The following is a 14,377-nucleotide window of genomic DNA, read 5'->3' on the forward strand; positions in this document are numbered from 1 at the left end:
GCAAACATATTATCTGAACAATCAAATAAAACGTTTTACTTAACCAATAATAGAAAATAAATCAGGAAAAAAACTACCTCAAGCGAAACATTTTCGTTACCGAGTTTAGTTTCTCAACACCAGTTTTGCAGGTATAATCACCTCTTCATTTACAATGGTTGTTTTGGCTGTGAGCTGAGAAAGGATAAGTTTAATAATGGCTTCTGCAATTTCTTCAAGCGGCTGGTGTACCGCAGAAATACTTGGTGTATGCAACTCAAACGCTTCATGATCATCATACGCAATTACAGAAAAATTTTCACCAATAGTTTGACCAATCTCCTTTAAAACTTTAAGTCCGCTTATCGCGAGATAATTGGTTGCAAAAAGTACAGCATCAATTTCATTTTCTTCAAAAAGTGTCTTTATTTGCTGTCTGGTTTGCTCTTCACTTTGATTAAAATGTATTTTCAAAACCAGTTGATCATTTGCTGCAATTTTATAATCTGCAAGCGCTTTACTGTATCCTTCAAAGCGTTGCTCAATTTGTTCAACGCTAACATCTGTGGTAACAAGAGCAATTTTTTTTCTGCCGGCTTTGATAAAACTTTCTATACATTCATAAGACGCTTTTAAGTGATCTGCACCAACATAGTTGCTTTGCAGATTAGGTAGGTTTCTGTCAAAAAGAATTACGGGTTTATTTTCTGACAAAAGCATTTTGATATCGTCTTCAATTCCTTTTATTGGCGAAATGATATATCCATCAACCTTGCGCGATTTGAATAAATTGATCAGCTCTTTTGCTTTATCTACATTATTTTCTGTGCTGGAATAGATTATTTTGTACCCTTTTTTATAGGCCTTATCTTCTATCAAACGCGCAATTCTGGAGAAAAAAGAGTTGGAAATATCTTCAACAATTAACCCAATAATATTTGAGTTCCCGGTACGTAAACTTCTTGCAATCTGATTGGGTTGATAACCGCTCTCTTCTATAATTTTCTGAACTTTTGCAATTACAGCTTCGCTGATGGATTTGTCTTTTGCCTTGCCGTTAATGATAAAGGAAACAGTTGTGATGGACACATTGGCTTTGGTAGCGATATCTTTTATTGAAAGAGGTTTCATGGTTAGGTGATTATATTTTATATCTCGGAATACGGCCAGCACGCGGCTATTTCGGCTAATATAGCGGATAAAAGTTAATATTTTATTCAACTATATAGTCTTAAAGTTAAGTTAAATTACCATTCAACTGTTATAAATGAAGCCTGTATTTATTAAAAAAGGGACTTTGAAACACTGTTCAAAGCCCTCTCCAACAACTTACCTCTAACTAGTACCCCGGATTTTGAGCCAGGTTCTCATTTAAAGTTCTTTGTACTTGTGGTATTGGATACAACTGTCTGAATGCTGCAGACGGTACGTGATCCCACCAGGTTCCCGTATGGAATTTACCAAAACGGATTAAATCGTCACGTCTGAAACCTTCAAACACAAATTCTCTACCTCTCTCATTCAACAACTCATCAAGTGTTAAAGTAGAAGTGGTATATGCATTATTGGTCCAATCTGCCGCAGAAAATGCGCGTTTTTTGCAGTCATTAATCAATTGAACCGCATCTGCAGTTGCCACGCCATTGTTTTTGCGCATTAATGCTTCTGCTTTTGCAAAGTATACCCATGTTAAACGGTATAAGTTCCAGTCTGGGCAATTGTAATTGATATCAATTGCAACCGGGGTTCCATTAACTATACCAGCAACGTTATTACCCAACTTATATTTGTTAAAACGTACCCCACTGTTCTCTTCGCCCTCGCTCATATTAGATACTGTGGAGTTCGCTTTCGCACGGCGTATTTCATCAACAAATCTAATTTGTTCGCCACTGTATTCATTCCCTCCGGAAGCAAGTGCAGGCTGGCCATTATCAAATCTTACCTGCGGACCGATAGACAACCAATTGCTTCTACGCAAATCGGCACTGTTGTATTTGGTATAATTTCCCGGTACCATTACCACTCCATTGTTTCCATTACGTGAACCGCCGTAAATTATTCCCTGTTGAAAGTGGAAAAATTCGCCAGTCCATGAGGGTTGAGAATTGGCAATTCTAAATTCATAAGCGATTGCAAAGATTACTTCTTTTGAAAGATCGTTGGTTGTTTTAAACTGATCTGTAATGTTTGGATCTAATGCCATTGCACCGTTTTGTCCGCCAGCTTCATTATTAATCAGCTTATTTGCTGCCGCGATACAATCGTCCCAACGTGCTGTTCCAGTCCAAACCTCAGCATTCAAATAAAGATCTACAAGCATTGCGTATCCGCCTGCTTGCGACATACGGCCAATCATATTTCTCGAAAGCTTTGGTGCTTTCTCTACGTTTTCTTTGATTTCTTTTTCGATGAAAGCAAAAACTTCTGCACGTGGTCTGGTTTCTGGCTTCGCCGGAATACCTACCTGGGTAACAATCGGAATATTTCCAAAAAGATCCATCAGTTTCAGATAGTGATAGGCTCTGAACAGCTTTAATTCTGCAATAAACGCATCCTTCTCTACCTGAGTAATTCCCATTTGGCTTAAACTGCGTTTTTCCAGATTTTCAATAGGGTCATTACATAAACCCATTCCCCAATACATTAAAGACCATGCATTATTTAAGGGGCCATCATCTACCAACCAGTTGTGGTAGTGTAGTCGTTTCCATTTTCCACCATCTTCACCGTGGCGCCCTTTTGTTGGCCATGCCAACTGATCGCCAGAAAGTTCTGAAGGTCTCCAATAACCATCTTGTCCGGATGGAGTTGCCCAGGCATTTGCATGGGTATATGGTCTTAAGACAGCAGATACAACTTCGTTTTTATTGTTGTAAAAGTTGTTGGTTACCAACTCGCTGTATATAGTTTCGTCAAGCTTAGTACATGCATCAAATAAAATTGGAGCTGCAACAAGTGCTGACAAGAGAATTTTTTTCATTTTTTTCATTTCTGTCCTGTATTAAAAGCCAAAATTAACGCCGAATATAAATTGTCTGGTGGTTGGATAAGGGCTACGTGTATCGATACCTAAACTTCTTCCATTGATTTCCTGACCCAATCCGATATCCTGAATGGTATCCGGATCATTACCGCTATAACCAGTTAAAAGGGCTAAGTTTTGTCCAACAGCATATATCCGTAAGCTTCTGAACGCTTTGTCTTTAAACTTGAAAGTATATCCTAGAGTAACTTCATCAACTTTTAAGAAACTTCCTTTTTCCAGATAGTAATCTGAATACATGTAGGTATCATTGATTTCTGAGTATTTGGTAAATGCACTGTTTAGCAAGTTGCCCTGAGTTCCGAATTTATTGCCGTAAGAAAGTGCAACGGTATTCAATACATCGAAATCGAGTTTACTTCTTAAAAACACAGTTAAATCAAACTGTTTATATGTGAAAGTGTTGCCTAAAGACAAATAATACCTTGGAACTGCGTTACCCAACAACTGGAAATCCGTCTGATCGCGGAAAACGGAAGTATTGATTTGTCCATTTGATACGGCCTGCCCAGCGCGGTTTGTAAATAACCATTTTCCATCAGGTGTAAAACCTGCGAAACGTTTACCCCAAAATTCTCCAACATTACGACCTTCATAAGTACGAAATGCATCGCCCAAGGCACCAGCACCACCGATAGAACCAAAAGTTTTCATATCACGTTTATACTCATCGTTTGAGTACGTATCCAACTTATTGTCCAGTGTGCTTCCCGCGAAGTTGATATTCCAGCTAAAATCTTTCTTTTTTATCGCAGTATAACCTAAAGTCAGTTCTATACCCTTTGCAGACATGGTACCTACATTGGTATAAATACTACTTTGTACAAATGGCGGCTGAGGAGAAGTATAATAATCAATCAAATCGGCAATAGTACGTTTGTACACATCAATAGATCCTGTTAACCTATTGTTTAACATCGTAAAATCAACCCCGATATTCGATTCTTTTTTTGTTTCCCATCTTAAATTTGGATTTGGATTTCTGGTTGGTCCATAAGTTTGTTGCCAACTTCCGCTTGGGAAAGGGTATAAGTTACCGGGTCCGAGTGTAACAAGTGACATATAGTTACCAATACCTGAATTTCCGGTTTCTCCATAACCTACCCTAAACTTTAAAAAGTTAAGCCATTTGGCATTCTCCATAAACTTCTCACGCGTCAATTCCCATGATGCGGAAACTGCCGGGAAACTTGCCCATTTGTTATTGTCCCCGAAGCGAGATGAGCCTTCTCTTCTCATTACCGCTTCAAAATTTATCTTTCCATCAAAAGTATAATGAATACGACCAAAAAGTGCGATTAATCTATTGTCGTTTTTATTACTGGCAATACCAATTTGGTTTAACGCTACAGGCACACTACCCATATTATTCTCTTCAAATATGTCGTTGGTATAACCTCTGTTGTTTGCACTGAAAGATTCATTTACCTCGTAACGATATGAATAACCCATCATAGCAGTAAACCTATGTTTGGTATTGATGGATTTGCTGTATTCAATTGTTGGCTCAAAGTTGAAAGTCTGGCTGAGTAAAGTGCCTTTTGATGCATAACCACCGCCGGCTCCATTTTCACTTTCTAAAGAATTCTGACTTGCCAATAAACGGTATTGGTTATCGATATACTGATCGCGCTGATACGATACAAATGCAGATGCTTTCAGGCCTTTAATAATGTCGATATCCACTTTACCATCCAGAGAGTTTGTTTGCTGACTTCTTTTATACTTTTCCTGCTCTAATCTGGCAACCTCATTGGTTATGTTTCTAGTAAAAAGGAATGAGCCATCTGGGTTATAATAGGACTCTGTAGGGTTTTTAGTGAGCACATTTTCCCATCCACCGCCACCTAACAAATTGGCCTTATTTATATTTGTAGCTACGTTAAACAAAGCAGTCACCCTGTCTTTGAACCCTTTTTGGGTAAGGCTCATTCTAAACTGATATTGCTCTCTGCTGTTTTCGCGAGCAAAACCGTCGAAATTATTGTACGATAAGGATGCACGATAGTTGGAGGTTTCCCCGCCTCCAGATACGTTTAAGTTGTGATAATTGGTTAAATTATCTTTATTGATGATGTCATAGAAATAGTCATAATCGCCACCATAATCTTGCGCACGATATTGCCCGCTGGCCAGTTTTTCTCTAAACTGCGTCGCGTTCATGAAATCCGGGCGCTGATACAAAGTTTCGTGTTTGGCGTAACCATTGTAATTAAACTGAGATGGACCTTTACGCCCTTTTTTTGTTGTTACTAAAATAACACCTGCATTAGCTCTTGTACCATAAATTGCGGCTGCAGAACCATCTTTCAGAACCGTGAATGATTCTATATCGTCTTGTTGCAAAAGATCTAAGTTACCTCCTGGGATTCCGTCAATAACAATAAGCGGACTCTGCGTTCCGGAAATTGAGGTAGCACCACGAAGTTGAACGCTTACGCCAGAGTTTGGATTTGTGCTACTTCTACTAATTTGCAAACCAGCTACTTTACCTTGTAAAAGATCTAAAGCATTTCTGGCTCCACTTTGACGAAACATTGACGTATCCACTTTAGTAATGGCCGATGTCAGTTCGCGTTGGCTACGTGAACCATATCCTACTACAACCACATCGTCAAGTTTGTTATCGCCATCTACAATGAGTTTAACACGCATGGTTTTACCAGAACCCACTGTAGACGTTTGAGTTTCATACCCGATAAAAGTAAAACGGATCTGATCTCCTGTGCTGGCTTCAATAGAGAACTGACCATTCACATCGGTTACGGCACTTTTACCAGAAGTCACATTCCGTACACCAACACCCGGAACCGGTTGATTGGTCTCATCAGTTACCGTTCCGGTAATTACATCTTGTTTTAGAACGTGCCTGATGTGCATGTCCAAACCGGAGAAATCTTTAGAACCTCCCCAATCCGTGTTCATTGAAAATGTTGGACCATTCAGCAATACGATTGCAGCAGATAGCCCAGTAATTTTGAGTAAATTAATTTTCATTAGCGGCTTTGTTTATATTAATTGATTAGTTTGTTTTTCTTCTTATCTGTGTTTGATAGCCAAAAAATCGATTTACTATATCGATAACACATTGCTCTGGTCATTTTGCTTTGTACAGCCAAGTCCCTTCAGAAACGTGTAGTATTTTAGTTTCTCAAAATTTGTTACTCGAAAATTTTGTAACTGATGATCCGAAACATCAGTTGAAACAGCATGAATCCTGCTCATCCATCACCCGCTAAGGTGGTTCATCCTGTTGAAATTTGCCTGGTTTTATATAATGATTAGTTTTCCTTTTTTATTAAATCTTCATGATCTGACACATCAAAATTTAATTTCTTTCCCGGTTGATTGTTAATTCGTAATGATACCTGCATCTTGCCGAATACGCCAAATGCAAAGTCAGCGCAATGGTTAAACCCTCCAATTATTTTTCAAAAACACACTCTGTTGTGCTTTTTTTCACTTGCTAACTAAACATTTACATGATGTTAAATGCTATTGATATGCTTTAAATGCAGGGAATTGTTGTCTAATTTGGGAGGTATATTTCCTGTATGTTCATAATTTAGATTTGATTAGTTTGTTCCGTTTACGATTTGAAAATAGATTTTTTCTAAGAACTTAAAACGTTTTAGTTTGTAAAATAAAAGTTACAATACAATACATCGCATTTAGAAAGCCCTAAACCCATTTTTTGAACAGAAAACCAATTTGATATTTTTGACCGAATGAAACTAAATCATTTTAGAAAGCGTGGATCAGGAAATAACTTTTGTACTTTAACAGATACAACCTTGTAAACCAAACAAAGGAGATTAAGAAAATAACCCGTTATCAACTTGTTAATTTTTTTTAAAAAAAAGGGATTTTGCCAGATGGCAAAATCCCTTTTCCAAAAAAAATATGGTTTGTTTAGTAACCCGTATTTTGAACAAGTTTTTTATTGAGATCCAACTGCTGTTGCGGGATCGGAAATAAAGTTCTGAATGCACTTGATGGATTGTGATCCCACCAGGCAGAAGTTGTGAACTTACCGAAGCGAATCAGATCATCTCTTCTAAATCCTTCAAAAATAAATTCTCTTCCGCGTTCAGCCAGAAGTTCATCTAGGTTAAGCGTTGCTGTGGTATACGCTTTTGAAGGCCATACCGCAGCTGTAAAACCTCTTTTTTTACAATCGTTAATCAACTGAACAGCTTCTGCATTGGCCACGCCACCATTCTTACGCATAATGGCTTCTGCTTTTGCGAAATAAATCCAGGTTAAACGGTAAATATTCCAGTCGGTATTGTTGTAATTTTCATCTGGCTGTACGGCTGTAGTATCGGTTCCATTTACGATAAAACCTGCTACTGAATTTCCAAGTCTGTATTTATTGAAACGTACACCACTGTTTTCTTCTCCTTCACTCATGGTAGAAGTGGTTGAACCGGTTTTATTTTTACGGATATTGTCTACAAATACCAAGGGTTCTCCGGCATATTCCACTGTTCCAAAAACAGGTTCTTTCGGATTGGTAAATTTATATTGCGGCCCGATCAATAACCACTCTTTACGGCGAAGATCAAGCGAATCGTATTTCGTATATACGCCCGGAATTAAAACCACGCCATCATTTCCATTTCTTCCTCCACCGTAAATCTCTCTTTGATTAAAGTGAAAGAAATCTGCAGCAAAACCTGGCTCAAAATTAGCGCGTTTATAATCATATGCCACACTAAAAATTACCTCTTTAGAAAGATCATTTGTATTCACAAACTGGTTGACAATGTTGGTATCAAGCGCCATTGCTCCATTTTGGCCTCCAGCCTGGTTAGAGATTAATTTATCCGCAGCAGCGATACAATCGTCCCAACGCGGAGTTCCTGTCCAGGCTTCTGCATTGAGATAAAGTTCTACCAACATAGCATATCCGCCCGCCTGCGTCATTCTTCCCAACATCGCTCTTGATAGTTTTGGCGCTTTATCAATATTTTCTCTGATTTCCTGTTCCACAAATTTGAACACTTCTGCCCTGCTTGTGGTTGCCGGATAACTGTCTGTTGGCGCAGTACCTTCAGGAATTGCAGTGCTGATGGGCACATTTCCCCATAAGTCCAATATTTTCAGGTAATGAAATGCGCGCAACAACTTTAACTCAGCAATAAACGATTCTTTTTCTGCCTGAGTAATTCCCATTTCGGCAATGCTGCGTTTCTCTAAATTTTGAATCGGGCTGTTGCACAAGCCCATTCCCCAATACATCAGGTTCCAGGCATTGTTAAAGTTGTCTTCGTTTACATTCCAGGAATGGTAATGCAACCTTTTCCACCGGCCGCCATCTTCACCATGCGGGCCTTTCGTTGGCCATGCCAATTGATCGCCAGAAAGTTCAGACATTCTCCACCATCCGTTCTGTCCGGCTGGCGCAACCCATGCATTTGCATGAGTGTACGGGCGCAATACCGCAGATATTACTTCATTTTTATTTGAATAAAATTCATCTGCCGGAATTACATCGTAGGCATTTTCATCCAGTTTGGTGCATGAATACAGCGCACTTAAAGAAAGGAATAATGCTATATATTTTATATTTTTTTTCATGATGGTAAATTAAAAGCCAAGGTTTAGACCAAATAGGAATGAGCGGGTACTTGGATAAGCATTTCGGTTGTCTACACCCGGACCTAAACCTGTATCCAATACGAAATCCGGATCGTTACCTGTATATCCGGTGAGCGTAACCAAATTCTGTCCGGTTGCATACACACGTAAATTGCGGATTACCTTGGTTTTCAATTTGAAATTGTAACCGATTGTAACCTCGTCTATTTTAACATTTGTTCCGTTTTCCAGATAGTAATCTGAGTACATAAATGTATCGTTGATTTGGCTGTATTTGGTAAAAGCCGATTTCAGGTAATTGCTTCCAATAATAGACGGATTTCCATACGTGAGTGCCGTTGTATTTAGAATCTGATAATCGAACTTACCTCTCAAAAACACTCTGAAATCCCAGTTTTTGTACGTAAAATTGGCTGTATATGAAGCATAGTATTTTGGAATAGCGTTACCAATTCGTGCAAGATCTGTTACGTTCGGATCTTTTGAGTTGTTGATCTGATCGTTGTAAACAGCCGCTCCGTTTCTATTGTAAAAAAGCCATTTTCCATCTGCATCAAAACCGGCAAAACGTTTGCCCCAGAACTCGCCCAATGCGCCACCCTGATAGGTAGTAATGGCATCTCCAAGATCTCCGCTTCCACCAATTGGTGCAAATGTTTTACTTAAAACACTAAACACATCGTTAGAATATGTATCTAACTTATTGCTCAAGGTACTTCCCGTAAAATCCATGCTGAAGGTAAAATCTTTGCCTTGAATGGCTTTATAACTTAAGGCCAATTCAATCCCTTTTGAGGATATCTGACCTACGTTTGCATAAATTGTAGATAGTGCATACGGTGGTTGAGGCGTTGTATAAATATCAAGCAAATCTTTAGTTGTTCTGTTGAAAACGTCTATTGCACCAGTCAGTCTACTGTTAAACAAAGTAAAATCTGCACCGATGTTTAACTCACGTTTGGTTTCCCATTTCAAATCCGGATTGGCGTTGGTTGTTGGCCCGTAAGTTTCGCGATAGCTTCCATCCGGATACAAATAACGCCCGCCGCCACCAAGTACAACTCTCGATGCATTATTGGCAAAACCAGAGTTACCTGTAACACCGTAACCCGCTCTCAATTTCAGATAATTTACCCATTTCACATTTTTCATGAAATCTTCGTCAGAAATATTCCAGCCCAGTGAAACTGCGGGGAAACTTCCCCATTTGTTGTTTACACCAAAACGAGAAGATCCTTCACGTCTTAAAATCAATTGAAGTAAATATTTATTATTTAATGCGTAATTAATCCTTCCGAAAAAAGCAATTAATGTATTGTCGTTTTTGAAGCTGGTCATTACCGCTCGGCCATCGGTTAAGGCAATTCCGGTAGTCAGATTATCCTCGTGAAATTTATCGTTAATAAAACCTCTGTTAGACGCAAACTGACCTTCTTCTACATTATAGCGGTAACTGTATCCGGCTACGGCAGAGATAGAATGTTTTTCATTGATAACCGTGTTGTACTGCAATGTTGGCTCAAATGCGAAATTTTGAGAAAGGAAATTTCCTTTACTTGCATAACCGCCACCCGGATAATCAGCATCTTCGATAGAGCGTTCTGAAAATACAGATGCCCATTCACTGTCAATATAACTGTCTCGTTGTACGGATCCGAAAATAGATCCTTTCAAACCTTTTGCCAGTTCAATATCGGCTTTAATATCTGCAGAACTGGTTTGTTGTTTGCGTTTACTTGTACCTTGCTGCAAGCGCGCAAACTGATTGGTACTTTGGGTATCGTAATAAAAACTTCCGTCAGGATTGTAAATTCTCTTAGTTGGGTTTTTTGTCAGTTCTTCTTCCCATCCGCTACCACCAACAACCAAATCCTGATCCAGGCCACTACCACCTAAAGTATTTGCGTTGTTGAAATTTGTAGCCAAATTCATTTGAACATTTAATTTATCGTTCAGGCCTTTTTGGTTTACATTTAAACGTGCGCTATATTCTTTCCGCCCGTTTTGCAATCCAATACCTTGTAAATCGCGATAGTTTACGCTGGCGCGATAATTTGTTTTTTCTGTTCCGCCAGATAAAGAGAGATTATGGTTTTGAGACAAGTTGTCTTTATTGATTAAACTTCCGTATAAATCTTCATTTCCTCCATAATCGATGGTTTCCAATCTTCCGGAATTGATCAAATCACGAAACTCGCCAGCGTTTAGAAAATCGAGGCGATTCTGGATAAATTCTTTACGGATATAACTGGAATAACTGAATTGCGGTGCACCGGGCTTGCCTTTTTTAGTGGTAATTAAAATTACGCCGGCATTGGCGCTTGTACCATAAATTGCAGCTCCAGAACCATCTTTCAATACATCTACAGAAAGAATATCATCCTGTTGCAACAGATCAGGATTTCCGCCAGGTATTCCATCAATTACAAAAAGCGGGGCAGAACTGCCCTGAACGCTGGTTGCACCTCTTAACTGCACATTTACAGCAGAATTGGGATTTGAGCCTCCTGTACGCGTCAGGTTTAAACCGGCTACTTTACCTTGCACGAGATCTAACGGACTTCGCGCACCACTTTGCCTGAACTGTGCGGTATCTACGTGAGCTACGGATGAAGTCACTTCTTTAGTCTTCATTGTTCCGTAACCAACAACCACAACTTCATCCAGTTTCTGTGATTCTGATGGAACCATCGTTACCGCAAGTGGCGTAGCACCAGAACCAGCTGGCATAGATTTAGGTTGATAACCGATGTAACTAAATTCCAGAATATCGGTGGCAGATCCCACTTTAATGCTGAATTTTCCGTCTTCTTGCGTTACACTCCCGCCGGTTTTTCCTTTAATTTTGATACCAACACCAGGCAAGCCGATTTTTTTCTCGTCTAATACAACACCTGTAATGGTTTTCTGGCCAGTACTATCGGCGGGTGTTGCACTTGCTTTTGTCGGTGCAGCTGCTGGCTGTGCGGCCGGCGGCGCGGCAACAGGGTTAGAATTTCCCAGAGGATTTACAGGTTTTTTAACGGTGTCTGCTGGCACCGCGACAGGCGTTTTCTTCGTCGTGTCTCGTTTAGTTGTGTCTTGCTGTTGAAAATAAAAGGCACGGGAATTTGTCATTCCCTCCTTCGTTTTAGCAAACAACTGGGGGCTTGAAATTAGGATCAGGCATAGGAAACCCATGATCCCGGGTAGAATGTTTTTCATTGGCACTCACTAGTTAGGTTTTATATAATTAGCATTTGCGATCACATTTTACATCGTAACCGGTCGGTAGAAACACGGTTCACAGCAAACGGGGATTTTTCGCAAAACGATTTAGTAACACCCAAACGAGTGATATGTTTTAAAAAAATTACTTTTTTGTGAAATAATGTTAAAACAAAAATAAATCCCAGCTGGTTTTTTTAAGTTTTTAAAGATTGAGTTTTGGGTTCAATTATTGGCCCTCGGTAAATTGAACTATGATTTTTGCCGCTTTATCTGACGCACCTGGCTTGCCCATCAGTTTAAAAAGATTGCTGTAATTATTTAACATTTTTTCTCGGCCTTTGCCCGCTACAATTTCTTTTAATTCTGCAAAAATACGCTCGGTATTACAATCTTCCTGAATAAGTTCAGTTACGATTTTCTGGTCTACTATAAGGTTTACCAGCGAGATAAATTTAATTTTCACCAACATGCGCGCAATTGCAATAGAAATTGCGCCGCCTTTATATACCACAACCTGCGGAACATTAAACAAAGCGGTCTCTAATGTTGCGGTTCCTGATGCAACCAGCGCAGCATGTGCATGGTGTAACAGATCGTAAGTTTTGTTAAAGACCAAAGTTGTATTTCCTTTTCCCAGAAACTGCTGGTAATACTTTTCGCTGAAACTAGGCGCAGCAGCAATTGCAAAATGGTATTCAGGAAATTGATTTACAATACTCAACATTACGGGCAACAACCGCTCAATTTCCTGTTTTCTACTGCCAGGTAACAACGCTATTATTTTCTTTCCTTTTAACTCTTGCTCATCAAGGAAATTAGGATTCGGCTTGAATTGATCAATTTCATCCAGTAAAGGATTTCCGATGTAATCCACTTCCATTCCCCATTTTTGGTAAAAATCTACTTCAAATGGAAGAATACACAACATCTTATCTACAACTTTTTTAATCTTGAAAACCCTTTTCTGGTTCCAGGCCCAGATTTTCGGCGAAATGTAATAGCAAACTTTAAATGATTTCTGTTTCGCGAACTCTGCGATTTTCAGGTTAAAACCCGGAAAATCAATCAGAATAAGTACATCTGGATTCCATTTTTCAATATCTTGTTTGCATTGCTTCATGTTTTTGAAGATTGTATTCAGATTCAATACAACTTCGGTAAAACCCATAAAAGCCATTTCAGAATAATGTTTTACAAGCGTGCCGCCTTCTGCCGCCATTTTATCGCCACCAAAAAACCGAAACTCTGCCTGCGGATCGCGCATTTTAATTGCCTTAATTAAGTTTGCTCCGTGTAAATCGCCGGAAGCTTCACCAGCAACGAGATAATATTTCATAAAATTAATGCGTGAAGATGAAAAATAACATTGATGTCATTTGTATTTGCGGCATTTTATAGTGTTTTATATGCAAAAAATATAAATGCACAGAGAAAAGTAGCCGCTAAAATACCTCTGCCAATATTCTCTTTATTGTATTTAAAAAAATATTGCATAGTGAGCGCATTAACGCCAATACCCCCAATATAGAGTAAATCGGCTTTTCTCAAAAAAGCGACATGATGAATAAGATAATAAGCTACGCTGCATAAAATTGCCGGCGTAGCTAAGCCAATTGCCAAACCAATCCAAACGGAATTGTTCCACCTTTTAATACGCCCTCTGATCCGGTCTTGAATACGCTCTTGCATATTAGCCTAAATTAATTCCATCTGGCGCAGAAATGCTTTGTTTTGCATCGGTGTGTGTATCTGTTGTACCTAAATCCCAACCGTTAAGCGTTTGGATAGCATGATGTGCAGTTAAATCAAACTGAACCGGAACAACAGAAACATAACGATGTTCTAAAGCCCAAACATCAGTATCTTCTCCTTTATCAAAATTCTGAAAAACTCCTGTTAACCAATAATACGGTCTTTTGTATGGATCTTTACGTTCTTCAAATTCTTCCATCCATTTGGCATTTGCCTGGCGGCAAATCTTAATGCCTTTAATGTGATCGCCTTTCGGGAAGTTTACATTCAAAAGCGTTCCTTCTGGCAAACCATGCTGTAAAACCTGCTCGGCAATAATTTTAATATATTTTTTAGTGAAGCTAAAATCAGCATCTGCTGCAAAATCATCCAAAGAAAAACCAATTGATGGAATTTTTTCAATAGCGCCTTCTACTGCTGCAGACATTGTGCCGGAGTAGATAACATTGATAGAATCATTTAATCCGTGGTTAATTCCAGACACGCATAAATCGGGTTTCTTGCCTTTAAAAATTTTATTAACGGCAATTTTCACACAATCTACAGGTGTGCCGCTGCATTTGTACATTTCTACACCGGGGTATAAATCTACTTTATCAAAACGGATTGGTTTTCCAATGGTGATGGCATGTCCCATTCCACTTTGCGGACTGTCTGGCGCAACCACCACAACATTCCCAATTTCTTGCATAACCTCCATCAAATTCTTAATTCCCAATGCGGTAATTCCGTCATCATTTACCACTAAAATATTCGGCTTTGTATTTTGCTTCGTCATAGCTGTAA

At 39.1% G+C, this 14,377-nt stretch carries 8 protein-coding genes; all 8 read right to left on the reverse strand.

What is annotated here, in order from left to right; all coding sequences use genetic code 11:
• Positions 1-105: 105 nt before the first annotated feature.
• The gene (locus ACJVDH_RS16110; RefSeq protein ID WP_443944431.1) at positions 106-1,110 is read right to left on the reverse strand and encodes a LacI family DNA-binding transcriptional regulator; all 1,005 of its coding nucleotides are present in this window, start codon (positions 1,108-1,110) and stop codon (positions 106-108) included.
• A gap of 208 nt (positions 1,111-1,318) precedes the next feature.
• Positions 1,319-2,962, reverse strand: coding sequence for a RagB/SusD family nutrient uptake outer membrane protein (locus ACJVDH_RS16115; protein ID WP_443944432.1), 1,644 nt, complete (start codon positions 2,960-2,962; stop codon positions 1,319-1,321).
• Between the two features lie 21 nt (positions 2,963-2,983).
• Positions 2,984-6,022, reverse strand: coding sequence for a SusC/RagA family TonB-linked outer membrane protein (locus ACJVDH_RS16120; RefSeq protein WP_443944433.1), 3,039 nt, complete (start codon positions 6,020-6,022; stop codon positions 2,984-2,986).
• A gap of 915 nt (positions 6,023-6,937) precedes the next feature.
• On the reverse strand, positions 6,938-8,608 hold the full coding sequence (locus ACJVDH_RS16125; RefSeq protein WP_443944434.1) for a RagB/SusD family nutrient uptake outer membrane protein: 1,671 nt from the start codon (positions 8,606-8,608) through the stop codon (positions 6,938-6,940).
• Positions 8,609-8,617: 9 nt separating this feature from the next.
• On the reverse strand, positions 8,618-11,746 hold the full coding sequence (locus tag ACJVDH_RS16130; protein ID WP_443944435.1) for a SusC/RagA family TonB-linked outer membrane protein: 3,129 nt from the start codon (positions 11,744-11,746) through the stop codon (positions 8,618-8,620).
• Positions 11,747-12,065: 319 nt separating this feature from the next.
• Complete coding sequence (lpxB, locus tag ACJVDH_RS16135; RefSeq protein ID WP_443944436.1) at positions 12,066-13,175, reverse strand: lipid-A-disaccharide synthase; 1,110 nt, start codon at positions 13,173-13,175, stop codon at positions 12,066-12,068.
• Between the two features lie 56 nt (positions 13,176-13,231).
• A complete protein-coding gene (locus tag ACJVDH_RS16140) occupies positions 13,232-13,528 on the reverse strand; it encodes a stationary phase survival protein SurE (RefSeq protein ID WP_443944437.1) in 297 nt (98 codons plus the stop codon).
• Position 13,529: 1 nt separating this feature from the next.
• Positions 13,530-14,369, reverse strand: coding sequence for a 5'/3'-nucleotidase SurE (surE, locus tag ACJVDH_RS16145; RefSeq protein ID WP_443944438.1), 840 nt, complete (start codon positions 14,367-14,369; stop codon positions 13,530-13,532).
• Between the last annotated feature and the right edge of the window lie 8 nt (positions 14,370-14,377).

It is taken from the genome of Pedobacter terrestris (assembly GCF_052343045.1).
In the GTDB taxonomy this organism is placed as follows: domain Bacteria; phylum Bacteroidota; class Bacteroidia; order Sphingobacteriales; family Sphingobacteriaceae; genus Pedobacter.

What these genes read in the sequence shown, in the direction of transcription:
- surE (WP_443944438.1), bottom strand. Translation starts at nt 14,369, where the DNA reads ATGACGAAGCAAAATACAAAGCCGAATATTTTAGTGGTAAATGATGAC.
- ACJVDH_RS16130 (WP_443944435.1), bottom strand. Translation starts at nt 11,746, where the DNA reads ATGACAAATTCCCGTGCCTTTTATTTTCAACAGCAAGACACAACTAAA.
- ACJVDH_RS16120 (WP_443944433.1), bottom strand. Translation starts at nt 6,022, where the DNA reads ATGAAAATTAATTTACTCAAAATTACTGGGCTATCTGCTGCAATCGTA.
- ACJVDH_RS16110 (WP_443944431.1), bottom strand. Translation starts at nt 1,110, where the DNA reads ATGAAACCTCTTTCAATAAAAGATATCGCTACCAAAGCCAATGTGTCC.
- ACJVDH_RS16140 (WP_443944437.1), bottom strand. Translation starts at nt 13,528, where the DNA reads ATGCAAGAGCGTATTCAAGACCGGATCAGAGGGCGTATTAAAAGGTGG.
- lpxB (WP_443944436.1), bottom strand. Translation starts at nt 13,175, where the DNA reads ATGAAATATTATCTCGTTGCTGGTGAAGCTTCCGGCGATTTACACGGA.
- ACJVDH_RS16125 (WP_443944434.1), bottom strand. Translation starts at nt 8,608, where the DNA reads ATGAAAAAAAATATAAAATATATAGCATTATTCCTTTCTTTAAGTGCG.
- ACJVDH_RS16115 (WP_443944432.1), bottom strand. Translation starts at nt 2,962, where the DNA reads ATGAAAAAAATTCTCTTGTCAGCACTTGTTGCAGCTCCAATTTTATTT.